At 35.6% G+C, this 22,972-nt stretch carries 22 protein-coding genes; 17 read left to right on the top strand and 5 right to left on the bottom strand.

From position 1 onward, the window contains the following. Positions 1-49 precede the first annotated feature (49 nt). Positions 50-616: a pseudouridine synthase gene (locus tag NCE97_RS08610; RefSeq protein ID WP_353778633.1), complete on the top strand. Its 567-nt coding sequence runs from the start codon at positions 50-52 to the stop codon at positions 614-616. Here the strand turns inward: NCE97_RS08610 and NCE97_RS08605 are convergent. The 4 genes from NCE97_RS08605 to NCE97_RS08590 all read right to left on the bottom strand — a co-directional run bounded on the left by NCE97_RS08605 (position 613) and on the right by NCE97_RS08590 (position 6,604). Beyond that, positions 613-2,406 (bottom strand): amidohydrolase family protein, encoded by a 1,794-nt coding sequence (locus NCE97_RS08605; protein ID WP_353778632.1) that lies wholly within the window; start codon positions 2,404-2,406, stop codon positions 613-615. The genes NCE97_RS08610 and NCE97_RS08605 overlap by 4 nt on opposite strands. 203 nt (positions 2,407-2,609) lie before the next feature. Continuing rightward, the gene (locus NCE97_RS08600) at positions 2,610-5,801 is read right to left on the bottom strand and encodes a cytochrome c biogenesis protein CcsA (protein WP_353778744.1); all 3,192 of its coding nucleotides are present in this window, start codon (positions 5,799-5,801) and stop codon (positions 2,610-2,612) included. Positions 5,802-5,921: 120 nt separating this feature from the next. Further along, positions 5,922-6,308: a group III truncated hemoglobin gene (locus NCE97_RS08595; protein WP_353778631.1), complete on the bottom strand. Its 387-nt coding sequence runs from the start codon at positions 6,306-6,308 to the stop codon at positions 5,922-5,924. Positions 6,309-6,310: 2 nt separating this feature from the next. After that, a complete protein-coding gene (locus NCE97_RS08590) occupies positions 6,311-6,604 on the bottom strand; it encodes a hypothetical protein (protein WP_353778629.1) in 294 nt (97 codons plus the stop codon). 76 nt (positions 6,605-6,680) lie between these two features. On the opposite strand from NCE97_RS08590, the gene NCE97_RS08585 reads away from it, so the two are divergent. From NCE97_RS08585 to NCE97_RS08545, 9 genes are all read left to right on the top strand, one after another. After that, a complete protein-coding gene (locus NCE97_RS08585) occupies positions 6,681-7,268 on the top strand; it encodes a Crp/Fnr family transcriptional regulator (protein ID WP_353778628.1) in 588 nt (195 codons plus the stop codon). A gap of 19 nt (positions 7,269-7,287) precedes the next feature. Continuing rightward, on the top strand, positions 7,288-8,046 hold the full coding sequence (locus tag NCE97_RS08580) for a Rossmann-like and DUF2520 domain-containing protein (protein ID WP_353778626.1): 759 nt from the start codon (positions 7,288-7,290) through the stop codon (positions 8,044-8,046). Further along, a complete protein-coding gene (locus tag NCE97_RS08575) occupies positions 8,036-8,566 on the top strand; it encodes a KdsC family phosphatase (RefSeq protein WP_353778624.1) in 531 nt (176 codons plus the stop codon). The genes NCE97_RS08580 and NCE97_RS08575 overlap by 11 nt, the downstream gene beginning before the upstream one ends. A 21-nt stretch (positions 8,567-8,587) precedes the next feature. Continuing rightward, positions 8,588-9,499 carry a geranylgeranylglycerol-phosphate geranylgeranyltransferase gene (locus NCE97_RS08570; RefSeq protein ID WP_353778623.1) on the top strand — a complete coding sequence of 304 codons (912 nt, stop codon included), beginning with the start codon at positions 8,588-8,590 and terminating at the stop codon, positions 9,497-9,499. A gap of 8 nt (positions 9,500-9,507) precedes the next feature. Then, entirely contained in the window at positions 9,508-10,098 is a 591-nt protein-coding gene (locus tag NCE97_RS08565) for a Maf-like protein (protein WP_353778622.1), read from the top strand. A gap of 35 nt (positions 10,099-10,133) precedes the next feature. Continuing rightward, positions 10,134-11,084, top strand: a complete 951-nt coding sequence (locus NCE97_RS08560; protein WP_353778621.1) for a septum formation inhibitor Maf — start codon at positions 10,134-10,136, stop codon at positions 11,082-11,084. Between the two features lie 45 nt (positions 11,085-11,129). Further along, the gene (locus tag NCE97_RS08555) at positions 11,130-11,651 is read left to right on the top strand and encodes a mechanosensitive ion channel domain-containing protein (protein ID WP_353778619.1); all 522 of its coding nucleotides are present in this window, start codon (positions 11,130-11,132) and stop codon (positions 11,649-11,651) included. A gap of 157 nt (positions 11,652-11,808) precedes the next feature. Next, the gene (locus NCE97_RS08550) at positions 11,809-14,331 is read left to right on the top strand and encodes a PIG-L family deacetylase (RefSeq protein ID WP_353778618.1); all 2,523 of its coding nucleotides are present in this window, start codon (positions 11,809-11,811) and stop codon (positions 14,329-14,331) included. A 111-nt stretch (positions 14,332-14,442) separates the two neighbouring features. Beyond that, the gene (locus tag NCE97_RS08545) at positions 14,443-16,164 is read left to right on the top strand and encodes a sodium:solute symporter family protein (protein WP_353778617.1); all 1,722 of its coding nucleotides are present in this window, start codon (positions 14,443-14,445) and stop codon (positions 16,162-16,164) included. A 53-nt stretch (positions 16,165-16,217) separates the two neighbouring features. Here NCE97_RS08545 and NCE97_RS08540 read toward each other — a convergent pair whose 3' ends face one another. Beyond that, positions 16,218-17,069, bottom strand: coding sequence for a DUF2911 domain-containing protein (locus tag NCE97_RS08540; protein WP_353778616.1), 852 nt, complete (start codon positions 17,067-17,069; stop codon positions 16,218-16,220). Positions 17,070-17,175: 106 nt separating this feature from the next. Between NCE97_RS08540 and NCE97_RS08535 the strand changes: the two genes are divergently transcribed. From NCE97_RS08535 to NCE97_RS08505, 7 genes are all read left to right on the top strand, one after another. Continuing rightward, positions 17,176-17,847, top strand: coding sequence for an MIP/aquaporin family protein (locus NCE97_RS08535; protein WP_353778615.1), 672 nt, complete (start codon positions 17,176-17,178; stop codon positions 17,845-17,847). Positions 17,848-17,910: 63 nt separating this feature from the next. Beyond that, the gene (locus NCE97_RS08530) at positions 17,911-18,567 is read left to right on the top strand and encodes a TetR family transcriptional regulator C-terminal domain-containing protein (RefSeq protein ID WP_353778614.1); all 657 of its coding nucleotides are present in this window, start codon (positions 17,911-17,913) and stop codon (positions 18,565-18,567) included. After that, complete coding sequence (locus NCE97_RS08525; protein WP_353778613.1) at positions 18,567-19,904, top strand: ABC1 kinase family protein; 1,338 nt, start codon at positions 18,567-18,569, stop codon at positions 19,902-19,904. Before NCE97_RS08530 ends, NCE97_RS08525 begins: the two co-directional genes overlap by 1 nt. Positions 19,905-19,994: 90 nt before the next feature. Continuing rightward, entirely contained in the window at positions 19,995-21,416 is a 1,422-nt protein-coding gene (locus NCE97_RS08520) for an SDR family oxidoreductase (protein ID WP_353778612.1), read from the top strand. Positions 21,417-21,499: 83 nt separating this feature from the next. Beyond that, positions 21,500-21,928 carry a hypothetical protein gene (locus tag NCE97_RS08515; protein ID WP_353778611.1) on the top strand — a complete coding sequence of 143 codons (429 nt, stop codon included), beginning with the start codon at positions 21,500-21,502 and terminating at the stop codon, positions 21,926-21,928. Positions 21,929-22,024: 96 nt separating this feature from the next. After that, positions 22,025-22,723: a GTP cyclohydrolase I FolE gene (gene folE / locus NCE97_RS08510; RefSeq protein WP_353778610.1), complete on the top strand. Its 699-nt coding sequence runs from the start codon at positions 22,025-22,027 to the stop codon at positions 22,721-22,723. Positions 22,724-22,732: 9 nt separating this feature from the next. Beyond that, a complete protein-coding gene (locus NCE97_RS08505) occupies positions 22,733-22,963 on the top strand; it encodes a hypothetical protein (RefSeq protein WP_353778609.1) in 231 nt (76 codons plus the stop codon). The last annotated feature ends 9 nt before the right edge of the window (positions 22,964-22,972 follow it).

Genomic DNA, 22,972 nt, shown 5'->3' with positions numbered 1-22,972 from the left:
AATTACAAAAAAATGTTTCATTATTTCTGAAATAACTTAAATTGCCTACATGACAAAGCACTCACATTTTATGCTTCATAAACCCTTTGGTTACCTTAGTCAATTTGTTAATAATCAGAAGAAGCGACGAAACAAATGGCTACTTGGAGAGTTGCATGATTTTCCTAAAGGCATCATGGCTATTGGTCGCCTAGATCAGAAAAGTGAAGGACTTTTATTATTGACAACTGATGGCAAAGTGAGTGATTACATTAATAGCAGTGCCATTGATAAGGAATATTATGTTTTAGTCGATGGCATTATTTCTGACCATGCTATACACAAACTTGAAAATGGTATATCTATTACAGTTAATGGTGAATCTTATATTACTAAACAATCCAAAGTCACCAGAATAGATACGTTAAAGCCTTATCCAATTGCCAATCGGAAAGTAAGAGATGAAAAGCATGGCCCTACATCCTGGATTAGTGTTACTATAAACGAGGGTAAGTTTAGGCAAGTTCGCAAAATGACAGCTGCAGTTGGGTTTCCAACGTTAAGGCTTGTTCGAGTTAGAGTTGGAGATTACAAACTAGATATCCTTTCTGGTGAAGCAAAACCTATTGAGCTTTAATCCAAGTTAAGATATGCCCTAGGGTTTTCTCTAGCGATTTGATCGAATTCTACTTCAGAAAGCCCTGCTCTCATATCTGCTAATAATTCTTTATCACTTTTATGGTTTCTAACGACATAGAAATCACTACCATATAGCACATGTTCTTGAAGCTTATCATTAGCAAGTGTCTGTTTAAGAAGTGGTAGTATGATCTCATCGTGCAAAATGTAACTAATGTCTGCATATACATTTTTATGCTGAAGTATGATGCTGCAAATAATAGAATACCAATCTACATAACGCCATACATATGCCAATTTCCCTGGACTTGGCTTACCTGAAGCATTCATAAAGAAATCGATTCCCTTATCTGGTTTCAGGACTAACTGCGAGGTGTAGTTATCTCTATCACTTTCCAAGAAACGTTTCCATTGGTCATCACCTCCAAAATGGGCAAAACAAATTTTTAAATCTGATAACCCTTCTCCGCGATATTCGCCATCATTATCATAAAAGATATTTATAATTCGTGGATCTTTAGTTTGACTAACTACTTTCTTCAACAGTTCATCATTCAGTAAGCATAAGTAATTTAGCGGATGTGTAAAATTATTACAGAAGTCTACATTCTTAATCTCATTAAGGTACAGAGGCTTTCCGTCTTCAAGAATGTAATCGGCATCAATATCGAAATCCAACTTTTTATCATGCTCAGTGGTCTTTCGCATAGCTTCGTCAATCTTACCTTCAGTAAAAATTGGATGCTCATCCCATTCAGATTTTTTCTTACCTCTAAAAAATATTGTCCCTTTAATACAATGTGACATTATTGGTAAATCTCTTTGCACACAATATTTCCAAAGTGGTAGTAATTCTTCATCAAATGGATAATACCCAAGAGCAGGATACATTTTAATTCCAGCGAAGTCATGCTCTTCAAGATATTCCTGCACCAGACATCCTTTTACCAAAGACACTTCTCCAGTGCTTTTATCAACTTCATAATCAAAATACGCCTTATCCTTCATTCTGCTTGGTTCAGCAAAAACAAATGGATGACAAGTCTCCTTATTTGTTTTCTTGATTTTCAGTATACCTTCCATCTGAGAATTTATGGTAAACTCTGGCTTTAATTTCCCAGCTTGCATATACTCCATATCCATGGGAAGTACTATGAATTCTGTATCTTGAGGATATTGCTTTTCGAGTTGTTGATAGATTCTACTTTGGGTTTTATATTTTGAAAACATTCCTATCTGAACATATCTCGAGAATAGCTTTTTAAAATTTTTCCCTGGCAATATTTTGAAAATGTTGAGTACTGAAATTGCTAGGTTTCGTATCGACTTAAACACTATTAGCACAAGTACTAAGTAGAGAATTTTTAGCCATAACTTAGGAACAACAATAATCCAGCCGCTATCTTTTATAAAAATTAGCGCTTTCACAACCCACTTACCAATAAGTGTATCTTGAGGTTCAGTAATGTCATATTGCCATAAACCAACATAGAAGAGAATAGAGACAATAAGATAAATCTCAGCTAGTCTTTTAATTGTGCCTAGTAGATAATTACGCCTAAAGAATATTTCTGATTCATAGAACCATCTCTTAATCTTTTTGACTTTGTTAGTAAAGAAAAATGGTTTAATCTTATTGTGATACCATCTCAAGCAATTTATCACCGCTCTAAGCGATAATAAGTAATAAAACGGCCAGATTAAAAATGTCTTAGCTAGATATGGCGGTACATAATCTCCAGTAAAAACGTGTGCATGACAATTGATTATTGGATTCTTTTTGCTCATTCTATTTATGTCTTAAGCTTGATTCAATATTACTAATTAATCACATTCAAAAGCATACCGTAATACAGGTATATTTTGAAAATACTTCTTTAGGTCACTTAAGCGACCATATCGTTCAACAGTAATTAATTAACTACAGAAATGTAGAGCTACCTAAGGGAATATTTAAAGGTAAACAATATTAGCCAGAAATAAACAAAAATCTATTTCTTATAGTGCAATTTGTATTTGTAATACGCCACTGAAGCCAGTATAGCAATAATTACCAGAGCACCAGCTATAAATTGGAAACTAAGTATTTGATCTCCGCTAGCATAAGAGTGTAAACCAGACAGATAAAAGTTAACGCCAAAATAAGTCATTAAAATACTACCAAAAGCAAGAATAGACATTAGGTTATAGAACCAGCGACCTCTAAGTCCAGGAACTAATCGCATGTGTATAACAAATGCATAAATCATAATGCTAATAAGCGCCCAAGTTTCTTTTGGATCCCAGCCCCAATAACGTCCCCAACTTTCGTTGGCCCACATACCTCCAAGGAAGTTACCAATGGTAAGCATCACTAGTCCAACTGTCAATGCCATTTCGTTAATGATGGTTAGTTCCTTAACATTCAACAGCATTTTTTCTCTATTGGATTTAGTGGTGAATATCATTAGTATCAGCGCTACAACACCCAATATCATTCCGAGTGTAAAAGGCCCATAACTTGCCACAATAACTGCCACGTGGATCATTAGCCAATAACTGTCTAGTACAGGCTGAAGATTAGCAATGGAAGGATCCATCCAGTTCCAATGTGCGATCATTAAAATCATTGAGGCTACAAATGCAGTTGCCGCAATAGTTAAAGCACTCTTACGACCAAAGGCTAATCCAAAAAACATAGTTGCCCATGCTACATAAATCATAGACTCGTATGCGTCACTCCAAGGTGCATGACCAGAGATCGTCCAACGCCAAATAAGACCTGCAGTATGCATCAAGAAGAGTAGAATAATAACTCCTTGAAATGAATAGGATAAAATTCTAAGCAGTTTACTTCTATCATTGAATATCTTCACGATAAGGATGATGAATAGCAAGGTACCTGCATACATGTACCAACTAAACAGCTTTTTGAAGATATCGTACTTGTTGTAACGAATTTCAGAATTTATCTTCTCATCAGAAAGCATCACCTCTGCTCCAATCTTTTGTTGTGTCTTTTTAATGCCTTCCAATAAACTTTCGGCCTTAGAAAAATCTCCAGTTTGTTTGGCTTGGTTTAGCGTTAAGAGATAGGCACTAAATCCATTATTAATGAAGTTTCCATAGAGACTATCCTTAATGGTTTCGCGATAACCTTCTCTTCTGAAATCGTGAGATGATATCCAAGTGTTATTGTCATCTTCGGGAACAGGAAAAATCTTTAAGGTCTGCCCTTCTATAGTATTGAACAATAAACTAACACGCTGATCTGTTTCTTTGAATTCTTTTTGAAATCCATTCGGAATTTGTGCAGAATATGCTTCTTCTAAGTATGGATCCAATTTATAGTTGAGACGCTCATCAAAGAAATCGATAAGTCTTACATATTTCTCATCTTTTGAAACACCGATAATCTTTCGTATGGAATCGCCCTTTCTTTTCTTCAGATAAATGATAGGAACATTATACCATAACTGTGGACTCTCTTGCATAGAGAGTAATATCTGGTTGGCATTAAGTCCTGCATAAGTTTCATTTTTGCTCAACTTTCTAAGCAATTCTGAAGCATAGGTATCCATAGGCTTCATGCGACCGTTAAAGTCTTGAATCACCAAGGCACCAAACTTAGCTGCATGATCTTCTGGAGTAACATTGGCGACCAAAATGGAATCAATCTGAGTTGTAGTAACTTCTGAATGCTCGTGTCCATCATCTTGCGAGTGTGTTTGTGCAGAAAGCATAACACTCAATAGCAAAGCTACCATTGTAGCTATTTTGGACTTCTTAGTTTTTACTTTTTCTAATTGTTTTCTTAGATCGTCAAAGCGTGTATGCTTCGCAAAAAGAATAGCCATTAAGCCAAAGTATAACATAAAATAACCTATGTAAGTGACCCAGGTTCCTGCCGCATCATGATTCACGGAAAGAACTGTTCCTTTTTCATCTGGATCAAAATCTGCCTGGAAGAAACGATATCCTCTATGATCCAGAATATTATTCATGTAAATATGATAATCAAAATCGCCCTTGTCTTTATCGAGTACAGTGACCTTACTTTCAAATGATTCGTAGACGTTATCAGTTCCTGGTCGTTTTGGCGCGATAAAGTCATTCAGCTTCACATCAAAAGGCAATTGTAGCACCTTAGCACCATATTGTAATGCGATATCTAGTCCTCCAACTTTTACTTCTTCATATGGATTAGATTGAAAAGGACCTCCAAGAACATTAACATGCTTGGTTTCTCCATTTGCCGAAACCTTTAGCACCATTCCTTGTGCATCGCCTTTAAGAATTCTCGCTTTCTTTACAATATCAAAAGTTCCGGTTACAACAGGCTTTGGAAATACGATTTGCATATTTCCAATGATGTAACGAGACCTCAACATTAATGGCTGAATACTATCTTTAACCAAAGCACCTGTATTCCCTGTTGCCATCTGCATATATTCACCTTCAAAAGGAGAATTGATATTAAGCCCCAAAGAATCATTAGTGATATTAATGGCACCATCCATAGGCTTATTCAATGAAATCAATACGCCATGAATGCTTTGTACCTGTCCATCTTTAAGGAAATGGTTATGTGGTTGTCCTCCAGTTGACTCAACAATCTTTAAATAAGATTCACCATTGTCATCTGGTTTAATGTCTTTCTCAGCACCTTGGATGAATTTTTCTAATTCAATGGTAACTTGTTCATCTCCATAATCGAAAGTTTTTTTGAATTCATTATCTAAACGTTCGGAGAAATCGACTTCTTCTTCGATGCGTCGTTGTTGAAGCACGCCATTGATTTTATAATCTCCAATGACACGACCTAAGATGTAAGTTTTTTGTGAAAGAAATGTACTTTCTGAAGCGCCTTCACGAATTGGCATCATCCCTTCATAACCAAAATAGCGAGTGATAAAAGCACCTCCTAGAATGAAAATAAAGGCTAGGTGAAGAATAAATGTTGCCCATTTTTCTTTTCTGTAAAGCTTAAATCTGAAAACATTTCCAACGAAATTAATAATGAAAAAGCCCATTATGGCTTCAAACCACCACGCATTATAGATTAATGTTCTGGTGTATGGTGTCGGCGACGTATCCATATTTCTATCGAGTATGGTACCCGTAGCCATCGCAACAGCAAAAACAATAAATAATACAGCAGTAAGTTTGGTTGAGAAAAGAATTTTGGACAGGTTCTTTAGCATAGCAAATTCTTCGAATTTTTGGTCGTGCAAATTTACGGCTTTTTACCTAGATAAATTATGGTTTTTCAATGTTTTTAACAGGACTTTGAGTATTTAACAAATTCGTGAAGCCTTAAGACATCAATGTCTGTTTTCAAAGATTTTCATATATAAGAAAGTACTCATCTTACGTGCTCTAAATTTAGCCTTATCTGCATAGTCACCTTGATGTAGCTCATCGATCGTTTCTATCCATAAATTGAGCCATTGCCCAAAATGATCTTGTGTTATGCTATTATTGAAGCGCTGATCAACTCTCGTATGAACTTCTAAAGGATTACCGAAATATTTGGTGCGAAAGAATAAATTCGATTCCCAAAACAGTGTAATTCGCTCTAAGTGATCATCCCAATCCTTCACAACTGTATTGAAAATTGGACCGAGAGTATCATGTAGCCTTACCTTGGCATAAAACTTAGATACCAGTGTATGGATATCATCTTTGGTGCTAATGTCGCTTTTATTCATACTTAAGCTAATCTAACTAGGTTTATTGCAATTAGCAAAATATTTCCCAGAATAGAAGCCACTAGCAAATTAAATACCATCTTATAATTCAACTGTGCTAAAACTGCAGCATTGTAACTCATGCTCAATACAACACAAATAGTTAATTCAAAAAACAAAAATGTACCGTTAGCACTATTCATTAGTATATACATCGCAGCGACAGAACCTATGCAACTTTGTAGAATAATCGTTAATGGGATGTAAATAGTATATCTCGATTTGAAATCCTGTAAAAACTTACTGTAATAATTCATCTGATTATGATTTTATATTATGTGAGCAAAGTTCATTGCTTTATCTTTGGTTTTTTATGATTCAAATCATAAGCCCATGATTCCTGTTGAAATACTCGAAAACTATAATGCTACACTAAAGCAACACCACAAAGGAGATGTGCTTTTCATTGAAGGAGAAACGGCTCAATTTTATTTTCAAATAAGTTCTGGAAATATCAAGATGTTTAATCTTACCGAAGATGGAAAAGAGTTTGTACAAGGTTATTTTGAAGACGGACAAGCATTTGCTGAACCTCCCCTTTTTGGAGATTTTGAATATCCTGCTTCTAGCATTTGTACCAAAGACACTTCCATCTATGTGCTTCCAAAAGAGGTTTTCTTTGAGGTTTTAAAAGCTTATCCTGAAATTCACTTGAATTTTACCAAGTTACTTTCGAAACGCATGTTCTACAAGGCTAAAATCATGAAAGAAGTTTCTGTGTATCCACCAGAGCATCGTATCATGACCTTGCTAAATCACTTAAAGCAGAGTTCTGGCAGTTCAACGCTTTATGAAGTAGAACTTACCAGACAACAAATTTCTGAGCTTACTGGACTGCGTGTAGAGACTGTAATACGGGCCATTAAAAAGCTAGAATCGTCGAAAAAATTATACATCAAAGAACGCAAGGTATATATTTAAATATGGTTATTTTAGCAGCATGATTTCAGTCGTGATACTTGGTGCTGGGAATGTTGGCACTCATCTTTACAAAGCTTTTCGTAAATCTGATTCTGTAACTATTACGCAATGGTATAACAGAGATTTGTCCAATTTGCAGATTTATAAAAATGATGTCGAAATTGTGGATGATCTCTCCAAACTTAAAGAAGCAGATATATATGTCCTGGCTATTAGTGATGATGCTGTTTCAGAATTGTCCAAAGTGCTTCCTTTTGAAAATCGTTTGGTAGTGCATACCTCTGGAAGTGTTAATGTACACGATCTAGATAAAAAGAACCAACGTGGTGTCTTTTACCCTTTGCAAACATTCTCTAAACATTCTGAAATTGATTTTTCTAATGTCCCAATATGTATCGAAGTCTTAGAGAAACAGAACTTGCAGCTATTAAAAGACCTTGCGGTAGCGATTGGAAGTCCTAATTATAAAATTTCTACTGAGCAAAGGCAAACACTACACCTATCTGCAGTCTATGTTAACAATTTTGCAAATCAGTTGTATCGTATTGCTCATGAGATTAGTGATGCTAAATCGATTAATTTTGATATTCTGAAACCTCTAATTTTAGAGACTGCAAAAAAGGTTCAGGATATGTCACCATATATGGCACAGACTGGCCCAGCCAAACGCAATGATAAGAAAACCATAAAGCGTCATTTGAAGCTACTTGAGAATGAACAGCACAAAGCCATATACGAATTACTAACCAAATCCATAAAACAAACCCATGGACGATAAGAGTTATAAGGAATACTTGCATAATATTACGACATTCATTTTTGATGTCGATGGTGTTCTCACAGACGGAACCATTACATTAACAACCTCTGGAGAAATGCTGAGAACCATGCATACCAAAGATGGTTTTGCCATGAAAACTGCTATAGATGCAGGGTTTAATGTTTGTATCATTTCTGGTGGATCGAACGAAGGGGTTCGTAAACGTTTACAAGGATTGGGCATTACTGATATCTACCTAGGAGCACACAATAAAATTGAACAGCTAGATGAGTATTTGGACATTTACAATATAAAACCTGAGCAAGTTCTCTACATGGGAGATGATATTCCAGATTTTCCCGTTATGAAACTAGTAGGATTACCTTGTTGCCCTCAAGATGCTGTGTCAGAAATTAAAGCTATTTCAAAATATGTATCACACAAGAATGGTGGTAAAGGCTGTGTTAGAGATGTTATTGAACAAGTCTTGAAAGTACAAGGAAAATGGAATAGCAATTTTGATGCTAAGTATGATTAATTTATCCATAAACAATTACAATTGAACTATCTTAATCTTATTCGCTGGAAGAACCTATTACTGATTGCGCTTACGCAGTATCTTATAAAATATGCGCTCTTTGAACCGTTTAACGTTACTACAACGCTCAATGATTATGGGTTTGCCCTTTTAGTATTAACTTGTTTATGCATTGCTGCTGCCGGGTATGTCATTAATGATTTATTTGATATCGAAGCAGATACCATCAATAAGCCTAATAAGGTTTTGATAGGGAAATCGATTAGTGAAAAGGCGGCTTTTAATTTATTTATAGCCCTGAATATTGTTGGTGTTGGGCTTGGTTTTTACATTTCTCAAGTAGTTGGTAAAAGTGTACTCTTCCCAATCTTTGTAGCGATTTCAGCCATACTGTATGTTTACTCATCATACCTAAAGCATTTACCCTTAGTAGGAAATATTATAATATCTATTGTCGTTGCTTCTACCCTATTAATTGTTGGGATTTTTGAGCTTTTACCAGTAATGACTGTAGATAACAGAGCTACACAGATTACATTCTTCGATATCATTTTCGATTATGCAATTTTCGCTTTCATGATCAACCTCATCAGAGAATTAATAAAGGATATAGAAGATGTCGATGGTGACCATAAAATGGGTTCTAATACATTACCAATAGCTATTGGAAGAGATAGAGCCAAGAAAGTAGCATTTGTGCTTTCGTTAGTACCGATAGGAGTTATTACCTATTATGTTATCACCTATCTATACCACAAAATAGAAGCTGTTATATATTTCTTGGTGTTGGTTGTAGCGCCTTTAATCTATGTTGTCATCAAAATATACACTGCAGACTCAAAAGCAAATTATAAACATATCAGTACAATGCTTAAATTGGTAATGCTCACTGGACTTTTATCATTATTGCTATATCAATTTATTCTGAAATAGAATTTGAAATGCTTCAAGAAAAACTTAAGGATTATAATGTCATACTAGCTTCTGGGTCTCCAAGAAGGCAAAACTTCTTTAGAGATTTGGGTTTAGATTTCGAAATTCGACTCAAACCCGTTAAAGAGGAATATCCTCCTACACTTAGGCATTTTGAAATCACTAACTATCTAGCGCAGCTAAAATCACTTCCTTTTGAAAATGAGCTAAAAGATAATGATATCCTAATCACAAGCGACACTATTGTTTGGCACAATGATGAAGCACTCGGAAAGCCAAGAAATGCTGAAGAAGCATTTGCAATGATCAAATCTTTAAGTGGCAATACACACGAAGTTATAACTTCGGTTTGTATAAAAACCAAAACATTTCAGAAGACAGTTTACGCCACAACCCAAGTCACCATCAAGGAACTTAGTAATAAAGAGATTCAGTATTATATTAACACTTTCAACCCATACGATAAAGCAGGTGCTTACGGAATACAAGAATGGTTTGGGTATATTGGTGTAACGCATATTGAAGGCTCCTATTTTAATGTGATGGGATTACCAACTCACCTTGTTTATAAAACGTTAAACAGTATCGTAAATGGCTAATTGGTTCGTATTTTTATAGTATAAAATGTAGTACTATGAAAAGGAAACCATCACACAGCCTGAACATTTTAAGTTTTGGTCTAGCACTTTGTTTTTTAGTATCGTGCAAACCAAAAACTTCCGAAACGAAAACCATAGCCGAACACACACCAAAAGAAACTAATAGTAGTTCAGTTCAAAAGCCTGCCAAACCACTTAGCGAAGATTTCAAATCGTATTGGTATGCTGGTGAAGCGGAAATAACGTCTTTTAAACTAGAACAAGCACGCTATGGTGAACTGCGACAAGGTAATGCTGTATTAGTTTACGTAACCGAAGAGTTTGATAAAAACCTTCAGGTTAAAGCCGATTACAGTAATCCTGATAATATTCCTGTGCTAAAACTCAATGCTACTAAAAACTTTTATACAGGAGTATACCCTTATTCCATAATGCAGAGTACGTTTTTCCCTGTATCCAACAATCAACATGCTATAAAAGTTACTTGCTCTGTACAAGAGTGGTGCGGTCATGTATATTCTCAATTAAACAATAAGGAGCAATTCGAGATAAAGTCACACTCCTACTTTCAGAGTGAAGCCGACCAAGATTTTACGCTTAGTAAAGCTATTCTAGAAAACGAGTTATGGACACAATTGAGAATTAATCCAAAATCATTGCCAGTGGGTTCTATAGAGATTGTCCCATCTTTTGAATTTTCAAGATTAAGACACGCTTCTTTAAAAGCCTACAAAGCCAATGCTGAACTCAAAAACAATTCTTATTCCATCAGTTATCCTGAACTGGATAGAACGTTGACAATAAACTTTAATCCAGAGTTTCCTCATGAGATTGTTGGCTGGGAAGAATCCTTCAAAAGTGGATTTGGTCCGAATGCCAAAATGATGACTACAAAAGCAACAAAACTCAAGACTATCAAATCCGCATATTGGGGTAAAAACAGTAATGCAGATGAAAGCATGAGAAAAACATTGTTACTTGAGTAAGTTTTCATTATTCCTAACTATCTTTGAATATCTTAATGAAGATACATGGAGCACTTTTTTACCAACTATCGGAGTGAGATTATAAACACCATCATCGTTTTTGGTGTTTTATTCATAATTCAGCTATTTGTAAGACTTCTTATAAGGCGTTCTGCCAGTCAAAAAGGTAAAAACATAGGCCGTATTCGCTTAATTGGACGCTATGTCACCGTTACCTTCCTTCTGATTGCTTTGCTTATTGAAGCTTTTGTGCTTGGTCTTAAGATGGAAGACTTAATCGTCGTATTTTCGTCTGTTTTTGCTGTTTTAGGAATTACACTTTTTGCAGGTTGGTCCATACTAAGTAATGTTACATCTGGTATTGTGATGTTCTTTTCGTTTCCATATAAAGTCGGTGACAAAATTCAAATTCATGATAAGGATTATGAGGTTACAGGAATCATAGAAGATATCCGTTCGTTTCAGCTACATGTTCGTAAGGATAATGGTGAACTAGTAACTTATCCGAATAACCTATTGCTGCAAAAAGCTGTTTCGCTTCTCGAGAAAGACGCCTATGATAAGTAGTCTTGGTTTTAGGTTTTTGGTAAAAGGCATTAAAACGACATAGTGATTCCGCACCTAACACCCAATACCCAATACCCAAACAAGTTAAAGAAACATTAAATCCTAGCTGACAGTTATCATCTTTATATATATTTGGTTTTGCTAACTATAATTCGTCATGCGAAAATCAACTATACTCCTGTTATTAGCTTGTATAACGCTTAACCTAGCCAAAGCACAACAACCCGAAAAACCTAGTAGTTCAGAAATTTTTGAAGCGGTTCAAAAGCTAAACTTTTTAGGCTCTGTTCTTTATGTTGCTGCTCATCCAGATGATGAGAATACAAGGTTAATTGCTTATATGGCAAACAATGTTAAAGCCAGAACGGCTTACCTGTCCTTAACCAGAGGTGACGGCGGGCAAAATTTAATTGGTCCAGAGATTAGAGAGTTACTTGGAGTCATCAGAACTCAAGAGTTATTAGCCGCAAGACGTGTAGATGGTGGTGAACAAAGATTCTCCAGAGCTAATGATTTTGGATATTCTAAGCATCCAGACGAAACTATGGACATTTGGGATAAAGATCAAGTACTTAGTGACGTCGTGTTAGCAATAAGACAATTCAAACCAGATGTCATCATTAATCGTTTTGATCATAGACGAGCAGGTAGAACTCATGGGCATCATACAGCTTCTGCTCTATTGAGCATGGAAGCTTTTGACCTAGTAAACAATCCATCATCTTATCCTGACCAACTCAATAAAACAGAACTTTGGCAGCCAAAACGTTTATTCTTTAATACTGGCTGGTGGTTCTATGGCAGCAGAGAGAATTTTGAAAAGGCAGACAAGAGCAATATGCTAAGTATCGATATCGGAGTATACTATCCGTTGAAAGGGCTTTCTAATAATGAATTAGCATCAATAGCAAGTAGTCAGCACTTATGTCAAGGATTTGGTCGTCCAACAACCAGGGGTGAACAAAGTGAATATATTGAATTCCTGAAAGGAGAACCTCTAAATGGAAGCTCGAGTGTATTTGAAGGCATCGATACAACCTGGAACAGAATTAAAGGCGGAAAGGCAATTGGAGACATTCTATATGAGGTTGAAAACAATTTCGATTTTAGAAATCCAGCTTCACACTTACCAAAATTAATGGAAGCTTATCAACTTCTATCAAAAGTTGAAGACAAGCACTGGAAGTCTATAAAAACCAAACAATTAAAGTCAATAATAGAGGCTTGTTCAGGATTGTATTTAGAAGCTTCAGCAAGTAACAATTGGGCTACTCAAGGAGAAACTGTAAGCGTAAATATTGAAGCGTTAAACCGAAGTGATGCAAACATGGTTTTAGAAAGTTTCAATATGCCAAATGCTGTGAATGTAAAAAAAGATATGAGTTTAGCTAATAACCAAAAACTGAACTTTCAGGATGTGTTTACAGTAAAAACTGATGCAGATGAAACGACTCCATATTGGCTAAAGGAAAAAGGAAGTTTGGGTATGTATAAAGCTGAAGAAAGGTTTATAGGTAAACCTGAAACACCTAGAGTTTATAATGTTGATTTCAATCTTCTTATCAATAACACACCAATAACCTTTACTAAACCAGTTGTATATCGCTACTCTAAACCTGATAAAGGTGAACTCTACAAACCTTTTGAAATTATTCCTCAGGTAACTTCTAGTATTACGGAACAGGTTTTCATTTTTGAAAATAGTCAACAAAAAGATATTACTGTAATAGTGAAGGCAGGTAAAGATAATATCGAAGGTGAAGTAACCATTAAACATCCTAACGATTGGAATGTTTACCCAAACATTCAAAAAGTAAGCTTGAAAAATAAAGGCGAAGAACAAACACTAGTGTTCACTGTTATTCCACCGCCTAACCAAAGTGAAGGTTACCTAAATCCAGTTGTCACAGTTGGCGACAAAACGTATGATAAAAAGCTTGTAGAGATTGAATACAACCACATTCCATTTCAAACGGTATTACTTCCCAACGAAAGTAAAGTAGTTCGGCTAGACATTCAGAAAAAAGGAGAAAATATAGGGTATATACAAGGTGCTGGAGATGTTGTACCAGAAAGTCTTCAGCAGATTGGGTATAATGTCGTCACTATAGATCCAAAGGATATAAATCCAGAATTGTTAAGTAAGCTAGATGCCGTAGTGATAGGTATTAGAGCTTATAACACGATAGATGATTTAAAGTTTAAACAAGAACAACTATTTGATTTCGTTAAAGAAGGTGGTAACCTTATTGTGCAATACAATACAAGCTTTAGGCTGAAAGTAGATCAGTTAGCACCTTATGATCTAAAATTATCAAGATCTCGAGTTACTGACGAAAATGCAGAAGTTAGACTCTTGGACACCAACCATCCTGTTCTTAATTACCCAAATAAAATCACTTCCAAAGACTTTGAAGGCTGGACACAAGAACGAGGATTATATTTCCCTGATGAATGGGGAGACGAGTTTACGCCAATCCTCTCCATGAATGATAAAGGAGAATCTCCTAAAGAAGGTAGTTTATTAGTAGCAAAACATGGCAAAGGACATTACATCTATACAGGGTTGAGTTTCTTTAGAGAGTTTCCTGCTGGAGTTCCTGGAGCCTATCGCCTGTTTGCCAATATGTTATCGATAGGAAAAGATAATATTTCAACCGAAAAGAAATTAGAAGACTAATGAACGACCAGCCTACCAAATATAAATGGAACAATCTATACACACTTGTATTGGTTGCAAATGCTATATATATCATTCTATTTTATCTAATCACCCAATCCTTCTCATAGTATGTCTGTATTCGAAAAATTACATTGGGAAGATTGGACTGTCCTTATTCTCACCTTAGCGACTATTGTTATATATGGAACCTGGAAAACCAGGAAGAATAAAAATGTACAAGATTATATAAAGGGAGGTAATGAGGCCAAATGGTGGACTATAGGTCTATCCGTAATGGCGACACAAGCCAGTGCCATTACATTCTTATCCACACCAGGACAAGCCTTTCACAGCGGAATGGGCTTTGTGCAATTCTATTTCGGAGTGCCAATAGCAATGGTTATTATCTGCATGGTGTTTATTCCGTTATACCATCGCCTTAAGGTCTATACGGCTTATGAATATTTAGAATCCCGTTTCGATCTAAAAACCCGAACTCTTGCTGCAATCCTATTCTTAATTCAAAGAGGTTTGGCAGCAGGAATTACCATTTTTGCACCAGCGATTATTCTCTCCGCTGTATTAGGTTGGAACTTGACTATCCTCAATATTATCATAGGAATTCTGGTCATTATCTATACAGTTTCTGGAGGTACGAAAGCTGTTAGTATTACTCAAAAACATCAAATGGGTGTAATATTCACAGGAATGTTTATCGCCTTTTTCATCATTATTAGTCAATTGCCAGAAGGTATTACATTTAGTAAAGCACTTGATATTGCTGGAGCCAGTGGTAAAATGGAAGTTCTCGACTTTTCATTCAGCTTAGAAAACAGATACACCTTTTGGAGTGGTATTATTGGGGGAACCTTTCTAGCACTCTCCTACTTTGGTACAGATCAGAGTCAGGTACAACGTTACCTTTCTGGTAAATCCGTTAAGGAGATGCGAATGGGTATGATATTTAATGGACTATTAAAGGTACCAATGCAATTCTTCATCCTTATGGTAGGTATCATGGTATTTGTATTTTACCAATTCAATACATCACCAATAAATTTTAATCCGCAAGCAGAAACTGAAATTGCAAATACATCATATTACCAATCATATTCTGACCTACAAAGGCAACAAGAAACCATTCAGAAAGAAAAGCAGGCTTTAATTACTGACTATCTTGAAACTGGAAGTGACACAACTGTTGAAGCTATTAAGGCAGCAAATGAAGACGAATCAAAATTAAGAGCTGAAGCAAAACTGATTATTGATAAAGTAGCTGAAGAGAAAGACCTAAAGATTGAATCTAATGACAAGGATTATGTCTTTATACATTTTATTCTGAATAATCTACCTAGAGGCTTAATAGGACTGCTACTAGCTGTAATCTTATGTGCTGCAATGTCGTCTACTGCAAGCGAATTGAATGCCTTAGCGTCCACTACTGCTATGGACTTGTATCGTAGAAACGTGAACAGGGAACTAAACGGAACCCAAATGGTACAAGTCACTAAGTTGTTTACTTTGGCTTGGGGAATCTTAGCCATTATTGTTGCTTGTGTGGCTTACTTAGCAGAAAACCTTATTGAACTCGTTAATATTATCGGTTCTATATTCTATGGTAATGTTTTAGGGATTTTCTTGTTAGCCTTCTTCTTTAAGTTTGTCAGAGGAAATGCTGTGTTTGTTGGTGCTATTATTACTCAAGTTATCATTTTTGGCTTGTTCTTACTTAACGAATTTGGACATATAACACTTCCGTACTTATGGTTGAATTTTGTCGGTTGCATTATTGTTATTGTGATTGCGGTTCTTCTACAAACATTATCCAGAAACAAAACAGATTTAGCATAAAAAAAGCGCAACTTTAAAAGTTGCGCTTTATATATTTTCTTCTGTGTTCTAGATTAAAGAGCTCCCCATTCTTTTAGAGAATCTTTATTCATTTTTACATATCCAGCATTACCAGACTTTTCAGCATCAGCTAAAGAAGCTTTAGCAGCTTTGATAGCACCAGCTTTATCTCCAGCAGCAGCATAAATTAATGATTTCTGTCTTAAGTGCCAAAAACGTGGTGTTTCTACCATGCTAAGCGCTTTATCGATCCATTTTTTAGCTTGTGCAGGATCTTTACCTTCACTTACATAATATACAGCAGCATTATAGTAATCACCAACTCCAGGACCATTCATAGTTTTATCAATGCTTGCCTGTACTTTAGATTCTGTTGGTACAGTAAATGGAACCGCAGCATAGCTCTTTTCCCAAATCATATCTAACGTTGCACTACCATTAGTAATATTGTTGATATCTAGAGTAAATGTTTCAACAACAAAAGGAACTTCCATAACGTCTACCTTGGCTGTAGCAACTACTTTAGAGTCGTCCCAATTTTGTGGTGTTCCCCAATTGTTAGTATCTGCGTAGAACATTACATCCCACTGCTTAGCAGAATTTAATTTAGTATAGATTGCATAAGAACCAGCTTTTACCGTTTGTCCAGCAATTGTAACATCATCACTAAATGTAATTGTAGTGTTTTTGTTAGCACCTGTTCTCCAAACATTGCCTCCATAAGGTTCTAAAGCTCCAAATATCTTTCTACCCTTTACACTTGGGCGAGAATATTCAATAGTAATATCAGTTAAACCTACCTTCTGCTCTATCTTGCTAAAAGGACTCGGTTGTGGCGTTTCTACCTGAGCATTAACTGAAAACGCTAAGGCAACAACTAAAAAAGAAAGGAATAGTTTTTTCATTTTGACTAGTATTAATGTTTAATTTTTAAGTGGCATAAAGTTAAGCATTAGCAAAACCGTGAATTGTTAACAAATACTTAAATTAAGAGTAATTACTTTTGTAGGCATGAAGAAGCAACTTATATCAGAAATCATAGGCACCTTTGGGATGGTATTTTGTGGCTGTGGTGCTATGACGATTAACGAAATTACAAATGGTAGTATATCTCACGTTGGTGTTGCCATAACCTGGGGATTGATTGTGATGGCAATGATTTACGCTTTTGGTGAAATCTCAGGTGCGCATTTCAATCCAGCTGTTACTATCGGTTTTGCTTATGCTAAAAAATTTCCATGGAAGAACGTTCCCGTTTATATTATTGCTCAAACAATAGGTGCTTTCATTGCCATAGGATTGCTTTGGTTTCTTTTTCCTGAAAGTAATAGTTATGGACATACCTATCCCGCAGAAGGGTTCGAGCCCTATAAAGCTTTTGTACTTGAACTCATACTTACCTTCTTCTTGATGGTTGTCATTATCAACGTTTCTACAGGAAGCAAGGAAATTGGTACAATGGCAGCAATTGCCGTTGGAGGCGTTATCCTCTTAGAAGCCATGTTCGCCGGACCAATGACGAAAGCTTCAATGAATCCAGCTAGATCTTTAGCACCTGCTGTCATATCAGGTAATCTTCAGCACTTATGGCTATACCTCACTGCTCCCTTTATCGGAGCCTTGTTAGCAGTATTTAGTTGTAAACTAGTTAAAGACGATAACTGCTGTGATGACGATTGTTAATTTTTGTTTAACTTTTATTTAAATAAGTTAAACATTTTGTATCTTTGACCATAATATCACATTATGGCTAAAAAGAAATCTATTACTTCTGAAAAGCTTATAAGCATGTATATGGAATATGCTTTAGAGCACAATAATCATCCAGAGTCCATTTACAAGTTTGCCAAGTTAAACAACTTTGAAGAAGCAGCATTTTATGGCTATTTTGCTAATTTTGATGAGCTCGAAAAAACCATTTTCAAGGTCTTTTTTCACAAAACTCTTGAACTCCTAGAACAGAACAAAGACTACAGTAATTTTGACTCAAGGAATAAGCTGCTAAGTTTCCACTTTACTTTTTTTGAGTTACTAACAGCCAATCGCAGTTACGTAATTTATGCTTTAAACAAGAACCTTTCACCTCTCAAATCCTTACAAACACTTTCCATGCTGAAGAAAGTATACACGGATTATGTAGACAAGCTAAACTTCAATCTGCCAGAAATAAAGCAAGAACGACTGAGTAAAGTTCAATCGAAATCATTAAAGGAATCTGCCTGGATACAATTATTACTCACTATGAAATTTTGGATGGATGATTCTTCACCAAATTTTGAGAAGACCGATATTTTTATCGAAAAATCAATCAATGCCAGCCTAGATCTCATTGATATTAGACCTTTGAGTAGCATTATTGATTTCGGTAAATTTTTATTTAAAGAAAAAGTACAAATGAATTAATGAAAACATTAGACTCCATACCTACCACAAAAATTCAAAGAGCAAGCAAATTAGTTCAGACAGGAGCTAAAGTTGGTGTCAACTATCTCAAATACTATGGAGATAAGCTCGTTAATTCTGAAGCAGTAGCCAAAGAACGGCTCAATGAAAACAATGCTGAAGATATTTATGATGGTCTCAAAAAGCTGAAAGGAAGCGCACTGAAAGTTGCACAAATGCTAAGCATGGAAAAAAGTATCTTACCAAAGGCTTATGTAGAAAAATTTTCCCTAGCACAATTTTCTGTACCACCACTATCGCCACCATTAGTTATAAAAACATTCAAAAAATATTTTGGGAAACACCCAAATGAACTATTTGATGCTTTCAACGCAACGTCTGTAAATGCAGCGAGTATTGGTCAAGTCCATATCGCTGAAAAGGATGGGAAAAAATTTGCTGTGAAAATCCAATACCCAGGCGTTGCAGAAAGCATTGCTTCAGATTTAGCATTGGTAAAACCTGTAGCCATCAAAATGTTTAATATAAAAGGTGCAGACTCAGACAAATATTTCAAAGAAGTTGAGCATAAACTCATTGAAGAAACCAATTATATACTAGAGGTCGAGCAAAGCAAGGCGGTTGCAGATGCCTGTAAACATATTCCAAACCTAAAGTTTCCAGACTATTACGAGCATTTGTCTTCCGAGCGGATCATAACCATGGATTATATGAATGGAGAACATCTGTCGGAATTTGTATTACATAATACAGATACCGATTTGTCACAAAAACTTGGTCAGGCCTTATGGGATTTTTATATGTACCAAATCCATGTGTTGAATAAAGTACATGCCGATCCACATCCAGGTAACTTCTTAATTTCTCCAAAAGGTGAATTGATTGTTTTGGACTTTGGGTGTATGAAAACTATACCTGAAGAGTTTTACGTTCCGTACTTTGAATTAGCAAAGAAGGAAAGCTTAGATAACATTGAGCATTTTAAATCAAAACTATATGATTTAGAAATTCTAAGAATGGATGATACAGCTAAAGAAGTAGAGTTCTTTACAGACATGTTCCATGAGATGTTAACTATTTTTACCCTACCATTCCATTCTGACACCTTTGATTTCTCTGACGAACAATTCTTCCAGAGAATTGCTGAATTAGGAGAAAAATATAGCAAGAATACCGAACTCCGTAAAATGAATGGCAACAGAGGGTCCAAGCATTTTATTTATATCAACAGAACGTTTTTTGGACTTTATAACCTCATGTTTGATCTTAAAGCTAAAGCGATAACAATAAACAATTTCCAAACGCTGACAAGTGAACCTTTACAAAAGATTTCATAATAACAATTTAACTAGCATCGGCTTGTCTAATTTCGAAAATTGTCTTCATGTTCGCTATCCAAAGCCAGGCTAAAATGACTAATCTGTATTATGAAAATATTAATCACAGGAACAACCGGATATATTGCCAAGCGACTAGCTCTAAAACTCCTAGAGCAAGGACATCAATTAGTCTGTTGTGTTCGTGATTTGAGTCGAATTCCAGATGAGATCGAAAACCATCCTTCTGTATCTTTTATCAAAATAGACTTTTTGTCCCCAGGAAGTTCTGTACTGCCTCAAGATATTGACGCTTCCTATTACCTCATACATTCTATGTCTAACCCCTCAGAAGATTTTGAGTCACTGGAACGGCAGTGCGCCGAAAACTTCAAGACCTTGGTCGAAAGTACTAAGTGTAAGCATGTGATCTACCTTAGTGGAATCGTCAATGACAAAACCCTATCAAAACATTTACGGTCTAGACTCATGGTAGAAGAAACCTTGAAAAGCAATAACTACCATCTTACAACCTTACGAGCAGGCATTATCGTAGGTAGTGGCAGTGCATCTTTTGAAATCATAAGGGATATTGTAGAAAAACTGCCATTTATGATTACACCCAAATGGCTTCACACCAAATCTCAGCCTATTGGCATTAGAGATGTACTTAACTATTTGGTTGGCGTTCTAGAACAACAGGAAACATATGGAAAATCCTTCGATATTTTTGGTCCGGAAATCTTGTCCTATAAAGATATGCTGTTTCAATTTGCAGAAGTACGAGGACTTAAACGATACATTATTACCCTTCCAGTGTTAACCCCAAGACTGTCTTCATATTGGTTATACTTTGTGACTTCAACCTCATTCAAGCTGGCTACAGCTCTTGTAGATAGCATGAAAGTGGAAGTCATAGGTAAGCCCAGTAACATAAACGTTATAACCAATGTTAAACCCATTCCATATAGGGACGCGGTCAATCTTGCCTTTCAAAAGATTCAGCAGAATGCTGTCATATCTAGTTGGAAGGATGCGGTTAGCAGTGGCAACTTTAACGACCAGTTATCCAAACATATTGAAGTTCCAAGTTTCGGATGCTTCAAAGACATCCGATCTAGAGTTATTACTGATGAAACATATACCATAAACAAAATATGGAGTATTGGCGGAACCAATGGATGGTATAGTTTTAATTGGCTCTGGAAAATCCGTGGTTATATAGATAAACTATTTGGAGGTGTTGGTTTAAGAAGAGGAAGAACCCACAAAACTTATCTGGAACCTGGTGATCCTCTTGATTTCTGGCGTGTCTTACTAGCAGATAAAAAACAAAAACGACTACTACTTTTTGCAGAAATGAAACTTCCTGGGGAAGCTTGGCTGGAGTTCAAAATCGTAAAGAACAAGTTGTTTCAACGTGCGGTTTTTAGACCAAAAGGTGTACTTGGCAGACTCTATTGGTTTATGGTATTGCCTTTTCACGGCTTTGTGTTTAATGGGATGATCAATGCACTAGCAGAAAAAAGATGATTCCTAGCTATCAATCTAGCATTAAATGTTAATTTTTGTTTAACTTATTTTAAAAATAGTTAAACATTAATTATATTTGGGTAATGATTTTGGATACAACATATAGAAATGATGAGCATAAGCAACTTATTAATGATTTAGTTGGCAAGCCATTTTCTCTGTTTCAATCTTTAAGATTAGGAGGAATAGGCTCAAAACGAATGATTATTGATGAAGTAAGCCCAAATTTGTCGTCCTATCTCAATGCTATATCTGATATTAATTATGGTAGTATCGAATTACGACCTCATGGCATCCTTATGCATTTCACTAAAGGGTTAACACGTTACACATGGGCTATTCCTTATTACCATTTAGTTATTTATAAAATCAATGGAATTAGCTTTCATTCTCAAGGAAAATTCATTCACTTTAGGGACAGTAAAACTTTTAAAGAAAACAAAAACTTTCTTAAAAAGCTCACAAAACTAAAGCTTGAAAGTAATATGGATCATTCTTTAGAGTTTAGATAGTCGATTCCACAATAGAAAGTTATACTAAGCGATAACGACAGAAAGGAAGAACAACACAGTGCTTTGCTTATGAAGACAGCACATTAAAAAGACCATATGAAAACATTAGAATTCACTAAAAACAAAAAGAACGGACACAAACTCAATGGATTTACTATTGAAGATATAGGTGATGACCATCTATACACAGGTTTGGAAACGCCAATGCATGCAGATGCATTCAAACTTTCAAATGAAGAAAAGAAAGCACAGATTGCGTTTCACTTTTCAGAAATCATGGATATTCTAGGCTTAGATTTAACCGACGATTCTCTCAAAGGCACTCCAAAACGTGTTGCCAAAATGTATGTTGAAGAAATCTTCTCTGGCTTAGACCCTAAGAACAAACCAAAAGTCGCTTTATTTGATAATAAATACAAGTACAATCAGATGTTGGTAGAAAAAAACATTACGTTCTACTCTAATTGTGAGCATCATTTTGTACCAATCATAGGGACAGCACACGTGGCTTATATTTCCTCTGGAAAAGTTATCGGATTATCTAAGCTCAACCGCATTGTTCAATACTACGCAAAGCGTCCTCAAGTGCAAGAGCGATTAACGAACCAGATCGCTCAAGAGCTTATGGAAATATTGGACACACAAGATGTTGCTGTCATTATTGATGCCAAACATCTTTGTGTATCATCTAGAGGTGTTAAAGACGATACATCGTCTACCATAACATCATTTTATGGTGGACAATTCAATACACCTGAAAAAATTACAGAATTACAGAATTATATCAACAATTAATATATACATATGGATTTAGTCGCAAGAGCTCTAGAGTTTGAGCAAGAAAAAAGAAGGTCTTTATCCACCAGTGATAGAGTTAAGATTTCAAGAGAAGCTAAGGCTTTAATTCTTGGTCTTAATGAAATCTACAAGAAAAATAAAGATCAAAATATAATGGATATCATGAAGCGTTTAACAGTGATTAAACAAAAGATAGAAAAACGCCTCAAAGGTAGGCCATTAACCGAAGCTATATAACAAGAAATG

Source organism: Winogradskyella sp. 3972H.M.0a.05, from assembly GCF_040493455.1.
Lineage (GTDB): Bacteria > Bacteroidota > Bacteroidia > Flavobacteriales > Flavobacteriaceae > Microcosmobacter.
The sequence above is the reverse complement of the archived record's forward strand: the minus strand, read 5'-3'. Positions and strand labels throughout refer to the sequence as shown.

What these genes read in the sequence shown, in the direction of transcription:
- NCE97_RS08610 (WP_353778633.1), top strand. Translation starts at nt 50, where the DNA reads ATGACAAAGCACTCACATTTTATGCTTCATAAACCCTTTGGTTACCTT.
- NCE97_RS08605 (WP_353778632.1), bottom strand. Translation starts at nt 2,406, where the DNA reads ATGAGCAAAAAGAATCCAATAATCAATTGTCATGCACACGTTTTTACT.
- NCE97_RS08600 (WP_353778744.1), bottom strand. Translation starts at nt 5,801, where the DNA reads ATGCTAAAGAACCTGTCCAAAATTCTTTTCTCAACCAAACTTACTGCT.
- NCE97_RS08595 (WP_353778631.1), bottom strand. Translation starts at nt 6,308, where the DNA reads ATGAATAAAAGCGACATTAGCACCAAAGATGATATCCATACACTGGTA.
- NCE97_RS08590 (WP_353778629.1), bottom strand. Translation starts at nt 6,604, where the DNA reads ATGAATTATTACAGTAAGTTTTTACAGGATTTCAAATCGAGATATACT.
- NCE97_RS08585 (WP_353778628.1), top strand. Translation starts at nt 6,681, where the DNA reads ATGATTCCTGTTGAAATACTCGAAAACTATAATGCTACACTAAAGCAA.
- NCE97_RS08580 (WP_353778626.1), top strand. Translation starts at nt 7,288, where the DNA reads ATGATTTCAGTCGTGATACTTGGTGCTGGGAATGTTGGCACTCATCTT.
- NCE97_RS08575 (WP_353778624.1), top strand. Translation starts at nt 8,036, where the DNA reads ATGGACGATAAGAGTTATAAGGAATACTTGCATAATATTACGACATTC.
- NCE97_RS08565 (WP_353778622.1), top strand. Translation starts at nt 9,508, where the DNA reads ATGCTTCAAGAAAAACTTAAGGATTATAATGTCATACTAGCTTCTGGG.
- NCE97_RS08560 (WP_353778621.1), top strand. Translation starts at nt 10,134, where the DNA reads ATGAAAAGGAAACCATCACACAGCCTGAACATTTTAAGTTTTGGTCTA.
- NCE97_RS08555 (WP_353778619.1), top strand. Translation starts at nt 11,130, where the DNA reads ATGGAGCACTTTTTTACCAACTATCGGAGTGAGATTATAAACACCATC.
- NCE97_RS08550 (WP_353778618.1), top strand. Translation starts at nt 11,809, where the DNA reads ATGCGAAAATCAACTATACTCCTGTTATTAGCTTGTATAACGCTTAAC.
- NCE97_RS08545 (WP_353778617.1), top strand. Translation starts at nt 14,443, where the DNA reads ATGTCTGTATTCGAAAAATTACATTGGGAAGATTGGACTGTCCTTATT.
- NCE97_RS08540 (WP_353778616.1), bottom strand. Translation starts at nt 17,069, where the DNA reads ATGAAAAAACTATTCCTTTCTTTTTTAGTTGTTGCCTTAGCGTTTTCA.
- NCE97_RS08535 (WP_353778615.1), top strand. Translation starts at nt 17,176, where the DNA reads ATGAAGAAGCAACTTATATCAGAAATCATAGGCACCTTTGGGATGGTA.
- NCE97_RS08530 (WP_353778614.1), top strand. Translation starts at nt 17,911, where the DNA reads ATGGCTAAAAAGAAATCTATTACTTCTGAAAAGCTTATAAGCATGTAT.
- NCE97_RS08525 (WP_353778613.1), top strand. Translation starts at nt 18,567, where the DNA reads ATGAAAACATTAGACTCCATACCTACCACAAAAATTCAAAGAGCAAGC.
- NCE97_RS08520 (WP_353778612.1), top strand. Translation starts at nt 19,995, where the DNA reads ATGAAAATATTAATCACAGGAACAACCGGATATATTGCCAAGCGACTA.
- NCE97_RS08515 (WP_353778611.1), top strand. Translation starts at nt 21,500, where the DNA reads ATGATTTTGGATACAACATATAGAAATGATGAGCATAAGCAACTTATT.
- folE (WP_353778610.1), top strand. Translation starts at nt 22,025, where the DNA reads ATGAAAACATTAGAATTCACTAAAAACAAAAAGAACGGACACAAACTC.
- NCE97_RS08505 (WP_353778609.1), top strand. Translation starts at nt 22,733, where the DNA reads ATGGATTTAGTCGCAAGAGCTCTAGAGTTTGAGCAAGAAAAAAGAAGG.